Here is a 17,592-nt window from a genome sequence, read left to right on the forward strand (position 1 = left end):
CGTATCTCGGTACCGATCGTTCGGCCACACGCCGGCAGCACTTGTGTCGGCAAGGGCATTGCTCCTCGAGACAGCCAACGGAGCATCGCATGATGAAAACAGCGCTCCGCGTTGCATCGGACGGCGCCGAGCGGGTGGCGAGCAAGCTTGCCATGGGCTCTGGGAGCCTCGATGTATTCCATGGCGGGTCGAGGAGTGCGCTCGCCAGCGGTTGGCGCGATGGCGACGGGCTTGCAAGGAACTATCCAAATGCCACCGCGCTCTTATCGAATGCCGCTGCTGCCGTTGCCAGCCAGAGAAGGGGCGCTCGGACGCAACAGTACGGACTCGCGAATCTCAGCGATCCCGAGCGCAAGCTGATTGGCGAAGTGCTCGGAGAAGGTGAGATTGCTGGCGTGGTTGCGCTGCCAGATGGCACTTTGGCGCAAATCCGGGAGTCCGTGCTTGCGGGAATCTGGCGCGTGCGCATCGGGACCGATCCGGCGCACGAATATGTCGAGGTCGGAGCGATTCCGCAAATTGTCCGGCGCGCCGCAAGTGACCTGACGTCCGCCGATATTGTGATCCGCGCGGCGCCGGACGGCGCGATGAACGTGCAACCCTTGCTCGCGGAAATACGCGAGCGGTCGCGCGTCTGGCGGTTTGGCATGCGCGCTCACGTCATCAATCTCACGTTGCTGCCGATGAGCGTTATCGATCTGGCATTCCTGCAGCTCAGCCTGGGCAATGGCCCGGTCCAGCTCATCTTCCGCGGTTACGGAACGTGCCGAGTGCAGGCGACCGGGATCAGGAATGTCTGGTCGGTGCAGTTCTTCAATTCTACGGACAACATCATCCTTGATACGCTGGAGGTCGGCGGCGTGCCGATTGTTGCGTTGGCTGCCGACGAGGATTTCCAGGACTCTGCCGAACGCATGCAGGAAATTATTAAGGCGTACGTCACATGAAGAGCTTGGAGAACGTTCGGCGTCCGGGGGGATCCCGTAGACGGCGCGTGCGCAGCGACCGCCGGCATACCTTGCGCAGGATGTTTGCGGAGCGGTGCGCATGAGCCTTGCTGCCCACAACAAGATCGATGTCACCGTATCGCTTGCTGCCGACGTAGTCGCCGCGGTCGAGATCCTGCCGCGAGTCCGGCCGCCGCTGGGGCAGCTGTTCGCTGGCAAACAAGCTTCGTCGCTGCTTAAGGTGCTGCCGCGGCTCTTCGCATTGTGTGCCGCTGCGCAGCAAACCGCACTGCTGTCCGCGATCGAGACGGCGCGCGACGAAGTGATCACACGCACAACAAAACAGCATCGTATTGCGCTTATCGTTACCGAGCGCATCGCGGACTTGCTAAGGGGCCTCTTTGTCGGACATCTTGCGCAAGACGTCATCAGTGCGGCGGCAGTCCGCTCCGTGATGCGGGAAATCTCAGCGCTTGTCGGCACCACCCAGCCACCCTGGGGCTCCACTCAATGCGAAGCAACGGTGCGGATTGTGGCTGCGCTGGCCGCGCTCGGCATACCGAATGAGGGTGGCGCGCTGACATCCGGTAGCCCATTGGCGCTTCGCATTGCAGCGCTTGATGAGATCGACCTGAAGTCAATTCCGGCGGAGCACTCGTTCCTGTCCGTTGCTGACGACCGCAACATCATTAAACGGCTGCTCGTGGATGACGCTACATTTTGCCATTGTCCCGATCTTGACGGACATGCGCCCGAGACGGGTCCATGGGCGCGCCAAATGGCGCGTGATCAACTCTCGCCGAGCCCCTCCGGAGCGGCCGAGCGGCTGAGGGCCAGAATTGCTGAAATCCTCCGGCTATGCGCCTGGCTCAAGGCCGGTGCTCAGATTGAGTCGGCGGAGCATGGGATTATCGAAAGATATAGGCTAGGGCCCGGCCGTGCAGCGGCCGCGGTCGAATGCGCCAGGGGGCGTCTCTACCAAGCGGTTGAGCTTGATCCTCAGGGCCGGATATCCCGCTTCGAATTCCTTGCGCCGACGGAGTGGAATTTCCACCGCCGCGGACCGCTTGTCCGCAGCCTGCAGGGCGCGGTGCTGACGGCTAGACGGCGTCGGGATGCAGTCCATGCAGTGATTGCATCGCTCGATCCGTGCGTCGGATTCACCCTCAATTTTCGCGAAATTGGCGATGCATGAAATGGCGATTTGTCTTGGCATCATTCAAATCATCGAGGAGGAGGCACGTCACCGATCGTTTTCGCGCGTACGGAGCGTCTGTCTAGAGATGGGAGCGCTGGGCCATGCTGCGCCTGAAGCGATCAGGTTCTGCTTTGCTGTCGTTGCAACGCGGACCGTTGCCGAGGGCGCGGTCCTTAATATCGTCGAACGGCCAGGCATTGTCTGGTGCATGAGCTGTTCGAAAAGCGTTGAAATTGCACGGCGCGGTGAGTGCTGTCCTCGCTGCGGCAGCTATCAGTTGCAGGTAACCGCGGGCGAGCAGATGCGCGTGAAAGAGCTGGAGATCGATTGATGTGTACCGTTTGCGGCTGCACCGACGGGACGCCGTCGACCGAACGCGCCAAGGCGCATGACGCGGAGAGCCACGCGCGTTACTATGTTGATATGCAGGACGATTTCGATCGCGGTTACCATCCGCATGGCGACCAAGGCCTGCAACGTTCATACCATGTTCGCGACAGTCATAGTCACGATCATCGCTTTGCCCATCACCAGGCTCATGGCGGGCAGGCGCTGCTGAGCGGCGGCGCCGGGCCGGCTGGCTTGAAGGCTGCGGGCATGAGCAGAGAGCGGGTCATTCAGATCGAGCGCGACATTCTTGGCAAGAATAATCGGATTGCGGCGGACAACCGCGCGCTCTTCGTAGCTGATGACCTGCTTGTATTTAATCTTCTGTCTAGTCCTGGTGCAGGTAAAACGACCCTGCTTGTCCGCGCCGTGTCCGAGCTCAAGCGCAGCCGTCCGGTCGGGGTCATCGAAGGCGACCAGCAGACCTCGAACGATGCCGAACGCATTCGGGCCGCCGGCGTGCCGTCCGTTCAAGTCAACACCGGCAAGGGTTGCCATCTCGATGCTGCAATGATTGGCGAGGCTCATCGGCGCTTGCCGCTGCTGATTGGCGGTATTCTCTTCATCGAGAACGTCGGTAATCTGATCTGTCCCGCAGCCTTCGATCTTGGTGAGGCCTGCAAGATCGTAGTCTTGTCGATTACCGAAGGTGAAGACAAGCCGCTCAAATATCCTGATATGTTTGCCGCTTCTTCGCTCATGGTGATCAACAAGATTGATCTAGCCCCGCTGCTCGATTTCGATTTGGGTAAGACGATCGAATACGCCAGACGCGTCAATCCGAAGATTGACGTGCTTGTAGTTTCGGCTCGTACCGGCGAGGGTTTTGGCGCGCTCTACGCCTGGATCGATAGACAGGCGAGGCATCAGAGGCCCATCGTAGAGGACACAAGGCGATGAACGCCGCAACCTCCTGCGACCGAACACGGCTACGCGTGCGCGTGAGTGGGGCCGTACAAGGGGTCGGCTTTCGTCCTTACGTCTATGGACTCGCTATGCGGTACGGATTGGCGGGATTTGTCATCAATGGCCCCGACGGTGTTACGATCGAGGTCGAGGGGCATCGGGCCTCGGAGTTTATCGCCACGTTGCCGCTCGAGGCGCCGCCATTGGCACGCATCGACCACATCTGCGTTCGGGAGACTGCGGCGCTCGCGGCGAAAGACTTTTCGATCGGCACGAGCGAAGGCGGCAAATTGTCAACGCAGATCGTCGCTGATGCTGCGGTCTGCCAGCAATGTCTCAGTGAGCTGTTCGATCCAGAAAATCGGCATTACCTTTACCCCTTCATCAGTTGCTGCCATTGCGGCCCACGCTACACCATCGCCGAACGGCTTCCCTACGATCGCCGCAACACCGTCATGAGGGTTTTTAGGCTGTGCGCCGCCTGCGCGGCCGAATATGGCGATCCGGAGAGCCGCAGGTTTCATGCGGAGGCGATCGCGTGTCCGACATGCGGTCCTCGGCTCAGCCATGAGATCAGCGCCATTGTCGCGGCAATCGCGGGTGGACAAATCGTGGCGATAAAGGGGCTGGGCGGATACCAGCTGCTTTGCGATGCGCGTAACCAGGACGCGGTGCAGCGTTTGCGCAGGAGAAAGCAGCGCCTTCAGAAGCCGTTCGCGGTTATGGTCGATTCGATAGAGCGCGTCAGCGAGATCGCGGAGGCGAACGTGCCCGAGCTTGCGCTGCTCGAATCCGTAGCACGTCCCATCGTCCTTCTGCCTTCGCGAAACAACCTGGCGCCCGACATAGCTCCTGGCTTGTCACGTGTGGGTGTCATGCTGCCTATAGTGCCGCTGCATCACCTCATCTTTCATGCGCTTCGCTCGGCAGGTGCATGGGCGGGGGCCGGCGCGGTCATCGTGGCTACCAGTGCCAATCTTGGCGGCGAACCGCTCCTGATCGACAACGCGCAGGCGCTGCGGCGGCTCGATGAGATCGCCGACCTTGTCGTGACCCATGACCGCGATATCCTGACGCGTGCTGATGACTCCGTGGTGTCAGTGGTGGCTGGCCGGCCACAATTCATTCGTCGTGCCCGTGGCTATGTTCCCGAACCCATCAGGCTTCCGAAGTCTGTGCCCCCCGTGCTCGCCGTCGGCGGCGCGCTGAAATCGACCATCACCATCACGCGGGACAACCAAGCGTTCGTCTCTCAGCATATTGGCGATCTGGATACGGCCGAAGGCGTTCGTGCGTTCGAGGAGACGATCCGACACCTCACATCGAGCCTTGACGTGGAGCCTGTCGTCGTCGCCCATGATCTGCATCCCGATATGGTTTCTACCCGGTTTGCGGAAGCAAATGGCCGCGAGCTGGTGGCTGTCCAACATCACCACGCACACGCTGCCGCAGTGATCGCCGAGCATGGCCATGCGGGACCTGCGCTTGCCCTGGTGCTCGATGGCCATGGCTTTGGTTCCGACGGCGGCAACTGGGGTGGCGAACTATTGTTGTGCGAAGGCCCGAGGTGCCGACGCATCGGGCACTTAGCGCCGCTGCAAATGCCTGGTGGAGATCGTGCAGCTCGCGAGCCCTGGCGCATGGCGAGCGCAGTACTACACGGGCTCGGCCGGGGTAATGAAATCGGGCCGCGCTTTGCGGCGCAACGGCGGGCTGGATGTGTGTCGGCCTTGCTCGATCAGCCGGGCGGGCCCACCACGACCAGTGCGGGCCGGTTGTTCGACGCGGCAGCGGCGCTGCTGGGGATTGCGAGTTTGCAGAGCTATGAGGGCGAAGCGGCGATGAAGCTCGAGGCGCTGGTGGGGCGGACTGCGATTCTCGAAGCCGGCTGGACGATCGACGGCGGCGTGCTGTCGCTTCGTCCGCTGTTTGCGCAGCTGATTGCACATGACATTGACGCCGTGGGCGGAGCCGGGCTTTTTCATGGCACCTTCGCTGCCGCCTGCGTTGACTGGGTCACACGCTCTGCGCGGACAACCGGCGTTAATACTGTCGTTCTGAGCGGCGGCTGCTTCCTGAACGCGGTGCTGGCGGATGAGATCCCGCGCGGTTGCAGCGCTGCCGGCCTTACCCCGCTCGTGCCACGGCGGGTGCCGCCCAATGATGGCGGTTTGAGCCTTGGCCAGGCCTGGATTGCCGCTCTGCAGATTGCTCAACGGTCGTCCGCCAGGGAAGGAACAGCCTGATATGTGCCTTTCAGTGCCGGCAAGGATTGCGAAAATTCTTCCCAACGACATGGCTACGGTGTCCATCGATGGCATCAGCCTGGAGATATCGATTGCTCTCATCGACGAGCTCGAGGTCGGCGATTGCGTCCTTGTCCATGTCGGCTATGCGCTGGCCAAGATCGATCCGACGGAAGCCAAGCGCACGCTGGAGCTCCTGCAGGAGCTAGGCAGTGCAGGAGAACGCCGATCATGAAATATGCCGACGAATTTCGCGACAAGGCCATCGCGCAGGGAATTGCGCGTGCGATTGGCGCCGAGGTCAGTTCGCAAAGAGCCTATCGGTTCATGGAATTCTGCGGCGGACACACTCATGCGATCTCCCGCTACGGCCTGGAGGATCTGCTGCCCGCGAACGTTCGCATGATCCACGGGCCCGGTTGTCCCGTCTGCGTTCTGCCCGCCAGCCGAATTGATATGGCGATCCGGCTCGTCGACCGACCAGAGGTCACTCTGTGCGTCTACGGCGACCTGATGCGCGCGCCTGGGTCGCAAGGACAGTCCCTGTTGCGAGCCAAAGCGCTCGGCGCAGACATTCGGATGGTCTACTCGACGCTCGACGCTATCCGGCTCGCCGAACAGGCGCCGAGCCGCGAGGTGGTCTTCTTTGCCATTGGATTTGAGACCACTACCCCTCCGACGGCGGTGATGATCCGGATTGCCGAGAAGAAGCGGTTGAAGGGCCTCAGCGTGTTCTGCAATCACGTGCTTACACCCTCTGCGATGCACAGCATTCTCGAGAACCCCAAAATCCGCAACACCGGCGGGGTTCCAATCGACGGCTTCATCGGGCCTGCACATGTGAGCACCATTATTGGCACGCAGCCTTACGAGCCTCTGGCGGAACAATTCGGCAAGCCCATCGTGATCGCGGGTTTTGAACCGCTCGATGTGATGCAGGCGATCCTGATGCTGGTGCGGCAGGTGAACGAAGATCGCTACGAGGTAGAGAACCAATACAGTCGTGCGGTGACGCGTGAAGGCAATCGGCGCGCCAAGGAGGAGGTATCGCAGATATTCGAACTGCGCGAGCAGTTTGAATGGCGAGGGCTCGGACTCGTCCCCAACAGCGGACTGAAGCTGAAGCAGGCTTACGCGCAATTCGACGCCGAGACGCGTTTTGCGATCCACGACCTGCGTATCGCAGACAATCCGGCATGCGAGTGCTGCGCGATCTTGCGTGGCGCCAAGCGGCCGGTCGACTGTAAGCTGTTTGGAACCGTCTGCACGCCGGAAACTCCCATAGGATCCTGCATGGTGTCATCAGAAGGCGCTTGTGCGGCGTATTGGGCCTACGGCCGAGTTCGCGATGAACAGTTGAGGCGGACGTCATGAGCGTAAAGGCTTATCAACGCAAGCTCGACATCGAGAACGGACGCGTTGATCTTTCCCATGGATCCGGGGGCCGTGCCATGGCACAGCTGATCTCCGGCCTTTTTCACCAAGCCTTTGGTAATGAATGGCTCGCCCGCTGCAATGATCAGTCCGCGTTTGACGTTGCGGCAGGCAGGATGGTGATGACGACCGACGGCTATGTGGTTTCCCCGCTGTTCTTTCCGGGCGGTAATATCGGGTCACTGGCTGTGCACGGCACGATCAATGATGTCGCGATGTCCGGCGCGCGTCCCCTCTATCTGTCGGCCAGTTTTATCATCGAGGAGGGCTTCCGGTTTTCGGATCTGAAGGCGATCGCGGATTCGATGGGCGCGGCAGCGCGCGGCGCTGGCGTTTACATCATTGCCGGAGACACCAAGGTGGTCGAGCGCGGCAAGGCCGATGGTTTGTTCATCTCTACGACCGGCATCGGGATTGTGGCCGATGGGCTCGATCTCTCCGCCGACAAGGCAAGGGTCGGGGACCGTGTGCTGGTGTCCGGTAGCGTCGGCGATCATGGGGTGGCGATCATGTCAAAACGTCAGAACGTCGCTTTTCAAACCGAGGTCGTCTCGGATTGCGCAGCGTTGCATAATCTCGTAGCGGTCATGGTTGCCGCCGGCGGTAGCAGCATCCGGGTGATGCGCGACCCGACGCGGGGTGGGCTTGCCGCGACCCTCAACGAGATTGCGCATCAATCTGACCTCGGGTTCCATCTGGAGGAAACATCCATTCCGGTGAAGCCCGCGGTTGCAGCTGCCTGCGAGCTCCTTGGTCTCGATCCGATCCATGTCGCCAATGAGGGCAAGCTCGTTGCGATCGTCGCGCCTGATTTGGCCGATGCCGTGCTTGCAGCCATGAAGGCGCACCCGCTCGGGTCCGATGCAGCTGATATTGGCGAGGCGGTGGCTGACGATCGGAAATTTGTGCAGATGGCGACCGGTTTCGGCGGCCGGCGAATCGTTGATTGGTTGTGGGGCGAACAATTGCCTCGGATCTGTTGAACACGTTGCGCATCGTCCAGTTTTTTGGAAACCAAATTTATGATCAATGGTCATTAGCCAAGAGCCATCAGCTTTGGAAACGATCCCTTCTATGGGCAAGTCTACCCAACCGGCACACTGCGACTCGGCTCTTCAAGAAGTTTCGGCGAGGCTGGATTTCGGTTGTTAGCTTTTTCACGAGCCGAGAACGCAATTCGAAACTTCATCGCGATCACGCATTTTCGACGGTTAAGCTCAGCGAGCATGGTCACTCGATCCGCTCGGCACCAGTGGGTTTGAAATCCTGCGAAGCTTGCCAAATATCGCTGAATTTCTGCGTCATTTTGACGGCTGCGTCGCAATATCCCTGCTCGCTTCCGATTAGAAAGGCGCTCCAGGTAGGGAGTTTTCAAATGAAGGTCGGAGTCCCCAAGGAAATCAAGGCGCACGAATATCGCGTCGGCCTTACCCCGGGAGCTGTCCGCGAATACGTGGCAGCGGGCCACCGCGTGATGATCGAGACCAATGCCGGCGCTGGCATTGGTGCAACCGACGACGATTATCGCAATGCTGGCGCAACGATTCTAACTTCCGCAGTTGAGGTATTCGCATCGAGCGAGATGATCGTAAAGGTTAAGGAGCCTCAGCCGTCCGAATGGTGTCAGCTGCGGGAAAATCAGATCCTTTTCACTTATCTGCATCTGGCCCCCGACCCGGATCAGGCCAAGGGCCTCCTGAAATCTGGATGCACCGCGATCGCCTATGAGACCGTAACTGATGCGCATGGTGGTCTTCCGCTGCTGGCGCCGATGAGCGAGGTCGCGGGTAGGCTTGCGATCGAAGCGGCGGGTAGCGCCCTGAAGCGGAGTGCAGGCGGACGAGGGCTGTTGATCGGTGGGGTGCCCGGTGTTCAGCCTGCCCGTATCGTGGTGATCGGAGGTGGTGTCGTTGGTACGCACGCGGCACGCATGGCGGTCGGTCTGGGCGCAGAAGTGACCATCATCGACCGTTCGATACGCCGGCTCCGCGAGCTGGACGAGCTATTCGAAGGACGCGTTCGCACCAGGTTTTCGACTATCGACTCCGTGGAGGAAGAGGTATTTGCGGCGGATGTGGTGATTGGTGCGGTGCTCGTTCCAGGTGCGAGCGCGCCGAAGCTGGTCCGCCGGAGCATGCTGAGCTCGATGCGCAAGAGGGGGGTGCTCGTGGATGTCGCTATCGATCAGGGCGGCTGCTTTGAGACATCGCACCCAACCACCCACGCTGATCCTACTTACGAAGTGGATGGCGTCATTCATTATTGCGTGGCCAATATGCCTGGGGCTGTACCGCTGACCTCGAGCCAGGCACTGAATAACGCGACGCTGCCGTTTGGTTTGGCTCTGGCCAACAAAGGTTTTTCCGCCGTGCTCGAAAATCCGCATTTGCGCGCGGGCCTCAACGTCCATCGGGGCCGACTAACTTACAAAGCGGTGGCCGAAAGCCTCGGGCTGCCCTTCTCACCGATCGAACAGGCTGCGGCCTGATCCCAGAGGCCCTTATGGGCGTTTCCTCCCTGACTTAGGCCACCCCTCGGGGTGGCTTTTTTTTGGCTCCATCGATCTGCTGACCGCCGTCGGCATAAGTGAAGGATCACCAGACGAGCGCCGGCTTCAGTCGCTCGCACGATGCGAGACAATGTACGTTCGCCCATACAGCGCATATGAATGCCGGTCTTGCCAGGTAATCGAAGGCAATTGAGAATGCGTCCCGCGGGTCCGCAGGGGACCCGCAATCACGGGCGACTTTATCTGGCGCGATCGCCGCGACCCTTTCTGGCTGGCTGTGGAACGCCGACCGGACCGGTGATGACTGCGCGGGCTGTTTATCGCGGTGCCGTCGCCGAGGCCGCCGGTGTCCCGTGACTGGGGCTTGGGGTCGACCTGATACACCGGCGGAGAACCTTGTGAAGTCGCGCGGCGCATCGATCATAGCCGCGGCACGACCACCTTAGGATGCATCGCAGGCTGGCTAACGCGGTTCACCTGATCGCTGACTGCCGAGAGATCGACCATGCGCAAACCACGGCATCGAGATCAAGCTGCTGTCATGCGCGTTGTAGGAATTGCGACACCGTGTCGAGGCGGCGACTTGCGTTATCGAAAATAGCCCAGACAAATCAAGGTTAACTGTCTGGCACAAGACTTGAAAGCAAGAAACTGTCGCGCAACTTTTGCTCATGGAATCGCAGTGATGGCCTACAAGATAATCGCATCCCAGTGCACCGTCTGCGGTGCGTGTGAGTTCGAATGTCCCAATGCCGCGATCAGCCTGAAGAACGATATATATGTGATCAATCCGACCCAGTGTACGCAATGTGAGGGGCATTTTGACGCGCCGCAATGCGTGGTCGTTTGCCCGGTGCCCGATACCTGCGTGCCGGCATAGGTGGGGTAGCCGATGAGAGGAGCTCCGGCGCGAAACATGATGAAGACGCTATCGTCAGCCGCCGCCTTTTGGATCCGTGTCCTGTTTCTCTCACTCGCTGGCCCAGAGTTGGCGGCGACTTGCACGATCCGCTCAGAGAGATTGCGGCGCTATCCTCGCCGGCGGGAGTTGTCGCTGCGTGAGTGGAGCGGGCAATGGTAGCCGTACAAGAGACGGTCGAGCGCGTGAAGCGCATCGACGTCGACCAGTATCGTTATGGGTTTGAGACCCTGATCGACTCCGAGAAGGCCCCGAAGGGGCTGTCGGAAGAGATCATAAAGTTCATCTCACAGAAGAAGAACGAACCCGCCTGGATGCTGCAGTGGCGGCTGGAGGCCTATCGGCGCTGGCTGACCATGCAGGAGCCGACCTGGGCCCGCGTCGACTATCCCAAGATCGACTTCCAGGATCTCTATTATTACGCGGCGCCGAAGCCGAAGAAGACGGTCTCGTCTTTGGACGAGATCGATCCGGAGATCCTGAAAACCTACGAGAAGCTCGGCATTCCCTTGCGGGAAGTCGCCATGCTCGAAGGCGTTGAGCCGAAGGTGGGCGAGGAAGATCCGGCCCGCCGCAAGATCGCGGTCGATGCGGTGTTCGATTCGGTCTCGGTGGCGACCACGTTCAAGGCGGAGCTGAAGAAGGCCGGCGTGATCTTCATGCCGATCTCGGAGGCGATCCGCGAGCATCCTGAATTGGTGCAGAAATATCTCGGCTCGGTGGTTCCGACCTCGGACAATTTCTATGCGACGCTGAACTCGGCGGTGTTCTCGGACGGCTCATTCGTCTACGTGCCGCCGGGCGTGCGCTGCCCGATGGAGCTGTCGACCTATTTCCGCATCAACGAGCGCAACACCGGCCAGTTCGAGCGCACGCTGATCATCGCCGACAAGGGCTCCTACGTCTCCTATCTCGAAGGCTGCACCGCGCCGCAGCGCGACGAGAACCAGCTGCATGCCGCCGTGGTCGAGCTTGTCGCGCTCGACGATGCCGAGATCAAATATTCGACGGTGCAGAACTGGTATCCCGGCAATTCGGAAGGCAAGGGCGGCATCTACAATTTCGTCACCAAGCGGGGCGACTGCCGCGGCGCCAATTCGAAAATCTCCTGGACCCAGGTCGAGACCGGATCTGCGATCACCTGGAAATATCCGAGCTGCATTCTGCGCGGCGACAATTCGCGCGGTGAGTTCTACTCGATCGCGATCTCGAACGGCTTCCAGCAGGTCGACAGCGGCACCAAGATGATCCATCTCGGAAAGAACACGTCGAGCCGCATCATCTCCAAGGGTATCGCCGCCGGCAAGTCGCAGAACACCTATCGCGGTCTCGTGACGGCGCATCGCAAAGCGACCGGCGCGCGCAACTTCACCGCCTGCGACTCGCTGCTAATCGGCGACAAATGCGGTGCGCATACCGTGCCGTACATCGAGGCGAAGAATTCGTCGGCGACGTTCGAGCACGAAGCGACGACCTCGAAGATCTCCGAGGACGTGCTGTTCTACTGCATCCAGCGCGGGCTCAGCCAGGAAGAAGCGGTGGGCCTCGTCGTCAACGGCTTCGTCAAGCAAGTTCTGCAAAGACTGCCCATGGAGTTCGCAGTGGAGGCGCAGAAGCTAATCTCGATCTCGCTCGACGGATCCGTTGGATAACGAAACCTCCCGCGAGCCCCTCGAATGCGGCTCGCCAGACGACGCATTTCAGGGGGCAGATCAGAATGGCGCTACTCGAAATCCGAGATTTGCATCTTGGTGTCGAAGACCGCGAAATCATTCGCGGGCTGCATCTTAGCGTCCATGCCGGTGAAGTGCACGCGATCATGGGGCCGAACGGCTCCGGCAAATCGACGCTCTCGCACGTCATCGCCGGCAAGCCGGGCTATGAGATCACCGGCGGACAAATCTTGTTCAGGGGCGAGAACCTCTTGCGGATGGAGCCAAATGAACGCGCCGCCAAGGGCGTGTTCCTAGCATTCCAGTATCCAGTCGAGATCCCCGGCGTGACCACCATGAACTTCCTGCGCGCGGCACTGAACGCCCAGCGCAAGGCGCGCGACCAACAGGAATTCTCCACCCCCGAATTTCTGAAAAGAGTCCGCGAGGTGGCCGGTTCGCTCAACATTCCCCGGGACATGATCAAGCGCGGCGTCAATGTCGGCTTCTCCGGCGGCGAGAAGAAGCGCAACGAAATTTTGCAGATGGCGTTGTTCGAGCCGAGCCTGTGCATCCTTGACGAGATCGATTCCGGCCTCGATATCGACGCGCTGCGTATCGTCGCCAGTGGCATCAACGCCTTACGTTCGCCGGAACGAGCGATGATCGTGATCACTCATTATCGGCGGCTTCTCGAGCATATCGTGCCGGACATTGTGCACGTGATGTCGAAAGGGCGGGTCATGAAGAGTGGCGGCAAGGAACTCGCGCTGGAGCTCGAGGCTTGTGGCTACGCCCAATTCGAAGACGCGGCCTGACGGCTCTAGGGACTTCCCGATGAAGCAGGTTTTGGTCAAAGCCGACGCCGAACGCGCAATGGGCAATGTTTTCGCTGCGGCGCGTGGACGGCTGCCTGGTGCAGGCCCTGTCCCCCAAATACGGGCGAGAGCATTCGAGGTCTACGAGCGTACCGGCCTCCCGCATCGGCGCATGGAGGATTGGAAATACACAGATCTGCGCGCCCTGATCAGCGAGGTGCTGCCACTCGCTCCGCGGCCGGATGCGGAGGCGCTGGTGCGCGCAAAGGTCTCGGTCAAGCAAGTGGCTGCCGATCAGGCGGTCAAACTGGTTTTGGTGGATGGCATATTCGCGCCGGAGCTATCCGATCTCGGCAGGCTGGAAAACGAAGTCGTTGTGCGGTCGCTGCGAGAGGTTCTGGAGAACTCGGCTACTGGGGGCATGGCCGGTCTGGTGCTATCGACGACGAGCGACTCGGCGATCGCGCTCAACGCCGCAATGGCGACAGATGGCTTGGTGATTACGGTCGCCGACGGCAATGCGGTGGAGCGTCCAATTCAAATCGTTCACGTCGCAACCGGACTGTCGGTGTCCACCTTTACACGTTGCTATCTGCAACTCGGTAAAGGAGCGCATGCGGCCATCGTAGAAAGTTTCGTCCCGGCTGAACGCGCGAGTGGCTATCAAGCCAACGATGCGATAATCGCCCTGGTTGGTGACGAGGCGAGCCTTTCGTATATCCGCGTGGCAGCTGCTGCCTCTGACGCCGTGAACATCTCGTCGGCGATCATCGCAGTCGGCGCCAGGGCTAAGCTCGACCTCTTCAGCATGACCTGCAGCGGCTCCATCAGCCGCTATCAGGGATTCATCACGCTGGCCGGCGAGGGAACCAAGCTCTCGGCGAATGGGGTTAATCTCATCAGGGACAAGCTCCACGCGGACACAACGGTCGTGGTCGACCACGCCATGCCACATTGCACCAGTCGGGAGAAGTTCCGCGCGGTCGTAGACGATTGCGGTCGCTCGGTGTTTCAGGGCCGAATTATCGTTCGTCCTGCCGCCCGGAAAACGGACGCCACCCTGACGACGCGAGCGTTGCTCCTATCCGACCAGGCCGAGGTCGACAACAAGCCGGAACTCGAAATCTTGGCCGACGACGTGACCTGCGGCCACGGAGCGACATCGGGTGCGCTGGACGACACTCTCGTATTCTATCTGCGCGCCCGGGGGCTATCAGAGAAGGATGCGCAGATGTTGCTGATTAAAGCGTTCGTTGGCGAGTCGATTGAGGAGATCACTTCCGAGAATCTGCGCGATTTTGTGACGGCGCAAGCTGAACACTGGCTAAAGGCGGGGCGATGAGCGCACATCCCGCCGTGAGCAATGGCATTTACGAGGTCAACCGTCTGCGTACAGACTTTCCTGCGCTCGCCATGACGGTGTACGGCAAGCCGCTTGTTTACCTCGATAACGCTGCATCCGCGCAAAAGCCCAACGCGGTGCTTGACCGTATGACGCAGGTGTACTCCAGCGAATATGCCAACGTTCATCGCGGCTTGCACTACCTCGCTAACGCGGCGACGGAGGCGTATGAAGACGCCCGTGCCAAGGTGGCGCGGTTTGTGAACGCGCATTTAAACGAAGAGATCATCTTCACCCGGAGCGCCACGGAGGCAATCAATCTGGTGGCGCAGACGTTTGGCCGTGAACGCATTAGCGCGGGTGATGAGATCGTTCTCTCGATTATGGAACACCACTCCAACATTGTGCCATGGCACCTTCTCAGGGAACGACTCGGTGCAGTGATCAAATGGGCCCCAGTGGATGATGACGGAAACTTTTTGCTCGATGATTTTGAGCGACTGCTGACCCCGCGCACCAAGATGGTTGCAATCACACAAATGTCGAACGTGCTCGGCACGGTGTTGCCGGTGAAAGACGTGGTGAGGATCGGGCATGCTCGTGGTATCCCGGTGCTGGTCGACGGCTCGCAAGGATGCGTCCATCTGAGCGCCGACGTCTGCGACATTGATTGCGATTTCTACGTCATGACGGGCCACAAGCTCTATGGTCCGACGGGGATCGGTGTGCTTTACGGCAAGTCTGAGCATCTGGCATGGATGCCGCCCTTCAATGGCGGCGGGGAGATGATCCGCGACGTCTCGCGTTCCGGCGTCATTTATGGTGATCCGCCACATCGCTTCGAAGCGGGTACGCCGCCGATCGTCGAAGCCATCGGTTTAGGGGCGGCTATCGATTACATCAACTCAATAGGCAAGGTGCAAATCCGCAGGCACGAGGGCGCACTGCTCGCTTACGCGCAGGAGAGGCTGACGGACATCAACTTCGTGCGCATGATCGGGACCCCGGCCGAGAAGGGGCCGATCATTTCCTTTGATATGAAGGGTACGCATGCCCATGATATTGCTACCGTCGTCGACCGCGCTGGTGTAGCGATGCGGGCGGGGGGCCATTGTGCGATGCCGCTGCTCAAGCGCTTCGGCGTGCTGGCGACGTGCCGTGCGTCACTCGGACTTTACAATACACGTGAAGAGATTGATGTGCTCGTGCGTGCGCTTATCAAGGCGCGGCAGCTGTTATCGTGATCGGCGAGCCTACGACGCCGGGTGGCGAGGCAGCTCGCATTGAGATCTGGAGCGTGAGGTCATGCACCTCATCGTCATCGTAGCACGTAAGCACCTGTAGATCTCAGCAGGCATAGATAGCATTGGCGAGCCTGTGTAGGCCACTCGGCCTTGCAGCCGGTCTTCCTGTTCGGCCGCTTTCGGCGAGCGCCGATTGCAGAGTATTCCGATCGCGGACACGCTCGAGTATTGGGCGGGCAATTTCACCCATAACCAGCCCTTGTTCCATTTCGAACAGGGCCAAGCCAAGAGTTCTCTGCCCAAAGCGTGATGTCGGGTTCGCAACAACACCCCCTATCACCGCACGAGGCGCGCTAAGCGATTTTGATTGCTCTGTTTTTTGTGCTCACGAGATGCTGGCATGCTGGTTGCAGAAGTCTTGGCAAGAAGCCGCCCTCACAACAGCTAACCTTTGAAGGACATCAGATGAGTCTCGCCACGACCCAGAGCATCGCAGAAATCAGGGCTCGCAACAAAGAGCTGATCGAGGAGGTGCTGAAGGTCTATCCGGAGAAAACCGCGAAACGGCGTGCCAAGCACCTCAACGTTCACCAAGCCGGCAAATCAGACTGCGGGGTGAAGTCCAACATCAAATCCATACCCGGCGTGATGACGATCAGAGGCTGCGCCTATGCAGGGTCAAAGGGGGTGGTCTGGGGACCGATCAAGGATATGGTTCATATCAGCCATGGCCCAGTCGGCTGCGGTCAGTATTCGTGGGGCTCGCGACGCAACTATTACGTTGGCACGACGGGCATCGATAGCTTCGTGACCCTGCAGTTCACCTCCGACTTCCAGGAAAAGGATATCGTATTCGGTGGCGACAAAAAGCTGGTCAAAATTCTTGACGAAATCCAGGAGCTGTTTCCACTCAACAACGGCATCACGATCCAATCGGAATGCCCGATCGGATTGATCGGTGACGACATCGAGGCCGTGTCAAGAGCGAAATCCAAGGAATATGGCGGCAAGACCATCGTGCCGGTCCGTTGTGAGGGCTTTCGGGGTGTGTCGCAGTCACTAGGCCACCACATTGCCAACGACGCGGTGCGCGATTGGATTTTCGACCAGCTCGAGCCGGATGGCAAACCAAAGTTTGAGCCGACGCCGTACGATGTTGCGATCATCGGAGACTACAATATCGGCGGCGACGCCTGGTCATCACGAATTCTGCTGGAGGAGATGGGCCTGCGGGTGATCGCGCAGTGGTCCGGCGACGGTTCTCTGGCTGAGCTCGAGGCAACCCCGAAAGCAAAGCTCAACATTCTGCATTGCTACCGTTCCATGAACTACATCTCACGCCACATGGAAGAGAAGTTCGGTATCCCTTGGTGCGAGTATAACTTCTTCGGACCTTCAAAGATCGCAGAGTCTCTGCGCAAGATTGCGGGCTATTTCGACGACAAGATTAAGGAAGGCGCCGAGCGGGTGATTGAAAAGTACCAGCCGCTGGTGAACGCTGTGATCGCAAAATATCGCCCGCGCCTGGAGGGCAAGACGGTGATGCTGTACGTCGGCGGGCTCCGTCCGCGTCATGTGATTGGTGCATACGAGGACCTCGGGATGGAAGTCATTGGCACCGGATACGAGTTCGGTCACAACGACGACTATCAGCGCACAGCTCAGCATTACGTAAAGGACAGCACGCTCATCTACGATGACGTCAATGGCTATGAGTTCGAGCGCTTCGTCGAAAAGCTCCAGCCTGACCTCGTCGGCTCGGGTATCAAGGAAAAGTACATTTTCCAAAAGATGGGTGTGCCGTTCCGGCAGATGCACTCCTGGGACTATTCGGGCCCATATCACGGCTATGACGGCTTTGCGATCTTTGCGCGCGACATGGACATGGCGATCAACTCGCCGGTCTGGAAGAAAACGAAGGCCCCCTGGAATCAAGCTTCGAGGGCGAAGCTCCTGGCTGCTGAATAAATCAACTTATCTCGCTCTTTGG

At 59.7% G+C, this 17,592-nt stretch carries 15 protein-coding genes; all 15 read left to right on the top strand.

Going from position 1 to position 17,592, the window contains the following annotated elements; all coding sequences use genetic code 11:
• The first annotated feature begins 92 nt into the window (after nt 1-92).
• The 15 genes from I6F33_RS25375 to nifD all read left to right on the top strand — a co-directional run bounded on the left by I6F33_RS25375 (nt 93) and on the right by nifD (nt 17,570).
• The gene (locus I6F33_RS25375) at nt 93-947 is read left to right on the top strand and encodes a hydrogenase expression/formation protein (RefSeq protein ID WP_225144560.1); all 855 of its coding nucleotides are present in this window, start codon (nt 93-95) and stop codon (nt 945-947) included.
• A 100-nt stretch (nt 948-1,047) separates the two neighbouring features.
• Nucleotides 1,048-2,142, top strand: coding sequence for a hypothetical protein (locus tag I6F33_RS25380; RefSeq protein ID WP_225129614.1), 1,095 nt, complete (start codon nt 1,048-1,050; stop codon nt 2,140-2,142).
• A complete protein-coding gene (gene hypA, locus I6F33_RS25385) occupies nt 2,135-2,476 on the top strand; it encodes a hydrogenase maturation nickel metallochaperone HypA (RefSeq protein ID WP_225129612.1) in 342 nt (113 codons plus the stop codon). Before I6F33_RS25380 ends, hypA begins: the two co-directional genes overlap by 8 nt.
• Nucleotides 2,476-3,432, top strand: coding sequence for a hydrogenase nickel incorporation protein HypB (gene hypB / locus I6F33_RS25390; RefSeq protein ID WP_225144484.1), 957 nt, complete (start codon nt 2,476-2,478; stop codon nt 3,430-3,432). The genes hypA and hypB overlap by 1 nt, the downstream gene beginning before the upstream one ends.
• Nucleotides 3,429-5,684: a carbamoyltransferase HypF gene (gene hypF / locus I6F33_RS25395; protein WP_225129607.1), complete on the top strand. Its 2,256-nt coding sequence runs from the start codon at nt 3,429-3,431 to the stop codon at nt 5,682-5,684. The genes hypB and hypF overlap by 4 nt, the downstream gene beginning before the upstream one ends.
• 49 nt (nt 5,685-5,733) lie before the next feature.
• Nucleotides 5,734-5,919 (top strand): HypC/HybG/HupF family hydrogenase formation chaperone, encoded by a 186-nt coding sequence (locus I6F33_RS25400; RefSeq protein WP_306469171.1) that lies wholly within the window; start codon nt 5,734-5,736, stop codon nt 5,917-5,919.
• Complete coding sequence (gene hypD / locus I6F33_RS25405) at nt 5,916-7,058, top strand: hydrogenase formation protein HypD (protein WP_225144486.1); 1,143 nt, start codon at nt 5,916-5,918, stop codon at nt 7,056-7,058. The genes I6F33_RS25400 and hypD overlap by 4 nt, the downstream gene beginning before the upstream one ends.
• Nucleotides 7,055-8,101: a hydrogenase expression/formation protein HypE gene (gene hypE, locus I6F33_RS25410; protein WP_225129602.1), complete on the top strand. Its 1,047-nt coding sequence runs from the start codon at nt 7,055-7,057 to the stop codon at nt 8,099-8,101. Before hypD ends, hypE begins: the two co-directional genes overlap by 4 nt.
• Nucleotides 8,102-8,493: 392 nt before the next feature.
• Nucleotides 8,494-9,606: an alanine dehydrogenase gene (ald, locus tag I6F33_RS25415; protein WP_225129650.1), complete on the top strand. Its 1,113-nt coding sequence runs from the start codon at nt 8,494-8,496 to the stop codon at nt 9,604-9,606.
• Between the two features lie 706 nt (nt 9,607-10,312).
• Nucleotides 10,313-10,507, top strand: coding sequence for a 4Fe-4S binding protein (locus I6F33_RS25420; RefSeq protein ID WP_225129601.1), 195 nt, complete (start codon nt 10,313-10,315; stop codon nt 10,505-10,507).
• Nucleotides 10,508-10,701: 194 nt separating this feature from the next.
• Entirely contained in the window at nt 10,702-12,198 is a 1,497-nt protein-coding gene (gene sufB, locus I6F33_RS25425; protein ID WP_225144487.1) for a Fe-S cluster assembly protein SufB, read from the top strand.
• A gap of 65 nt (nt 12,199-12,263) precedes the next feature.
• The gene (gene sufC / locus I6F33_RS25430) at nt 12,264-13,016 is read left to right on the top strand and encodes a Fe-S cluster assembly ATPase SufC (protein WP_225129597.1); all 753 of its coding nucleotides are present in this window, start codon (nt 12,264-12,266) and stop codon (nt 13,014-13,016) included.
• 19 nt (nt 13,017-13,035) lie between these two features.
• Nucleotides 13,036-14,358 (top strand): Fe-S cluster assembly protein SufD, encoded by a 1,323-nt coding sequence (gene sufD, locus I6F33_RS25435; RefSeq protein WP_225129595.1) that lies wholly within the window; start codon nt 13,036-13,038, stop codon nt 14,356-14,358.
• On the top strand, nt 14,355-15,602 hold the full coding sequence (locus I6F33_RS25440; protein WP_225144488.1) for a cysteine desulfurase: 1,248 nt from the start codon (nt 14,355-14,357) through the stop codon (nt 15,600-15,602). Before sufD ends, I6F33_RS25440 begins: the two co-directional genes overlap by 4 nt.
• Nucleotides 15,603-16,067: 465 nt before the next feature.
• Nucleotides 16,068-17,570: a nitrogenase molybdenum-iron protein alpha chain gene (gene nifD / locus I6F33_RS25445; RefSeq protein WP_225129591.1), complete on the top strand. Its 1,503-nt coding sequence runs from the start codon at nt 16,068-16,070 to the stop codon at nt 17,568-17,570.
• Nucleotides 17,571-17,592: the final 22 nt, after the last annotated feature.

It is taken from the genome of Bradyrhizobium sp. BRP20, assembly GCF_020194215.1.
In the GTDB taxonomy this organism is placed as follows: Bacteria; Pseudomonadota; Alphaproteobacteria; order Rhizobiales; family Xanthobacteraceae; genus Bradyrhizobium; species Bradyrhizobium yuanmingense.

Bases quoted from the DNA above. Each gene is read 5' to 3' on its own strand.
- I6F33_RS25375 (WP_225144560.1), top strand. From the start codon at position 93: ATGAAAACAGCGCTCCGCGTTGCATCGGACGGCGCCGAGCGGGTGGCG.
- I6F33_RS25400 (WP_306469171.1), top strand. From the start codon at position 5,734: ATGGCTACGGTGTCCATCGATGGCATCAGCCTGGAGATATCGATTGCT.
- hypF (WP_225129607.1), top strand. From the start codon at position 3,429: ATGAACGCCGCAACCTCCTGCGACCGAACACGGCTACGCGTGCGCGTG.
- sufC (WP_225129597.1), top strand. From the start codon at position 12,264: ATGGCGCTACTCGAAATCCGAGATTTGCATCTTGGTGTCGAAGACCGC.
- hypA (WP_225129612.1), top strand. From the start codon at position 2,135: ATGCATGAAATGGCGATTTGTCTTGGCATCATTCAAATCATCGAGGAG.
- I6F33_RS25440 (WP_225144488.1), top strand. From the start codon at position 14,355: ATGAGCGCACATCCCGCCGTGAGCAATGGCATTTACGAGGTCAACCGT.
- hypB (WP_225144484.1), top strand. From the start codon at position 2,476: ATGTGTACCGTTTGCGGCTGCACCGACGGGACGCCGTCGACCGAACGC.
- sufB (WP_225144487.1), top strand. From the start codon at position 10,702: ATGGTAGCCGTACAAGAGACGGTCGAGCGCGTGAAGCGCATCGACGTC.
- nifD (WP_225129591.1), top strand. From the start codon at position 16,068: ATGAGTCTCGCCACGACCCAGAGCATCGCAGAAATCAGGGCTCGCAAC.
- hypD (WP_225144486.1), top strand. From the start codon at position 5,916: ATGAAATATGCCGACGAATTTCGCGACAAGGCCATCGCGCAGGGAATT.
- I6F33_RS25420 (WP_225129601.1), top strand. From the start codon at position 10,313: ATGGCCTACAAGATAATCGCATCCCAGTGCACCGTCTGCGGTGCGTGT.
- ald (WP_225129650.1), top strand. From the start codon at position 8,494: ATGAAGGTCGGAGTCCCCAAGGAAATCAAGGCGCACGAATATCGCGTC.
- I6F33_RS25380 (WP_225129614.1), top strand. From the start codon at position 1,048: ATGAGCCTTGCTGCCCACAACAAGATCGATGTCACCGTATCGCTTGCT.
- sufD (WP_225129595.1), top strand. From the start codon at position 13,036: ATGAAGCAGGTTTTGGTCAAAGCCGACGCCGAACGCGCAATGGGCAAT.
- hypE (WP_225129602.1), top strand. From the start codon at position 7,055: ATGAGCGTAAAGGCTTATCAACGCAAGCTCGACATCGAGAACGGACGC.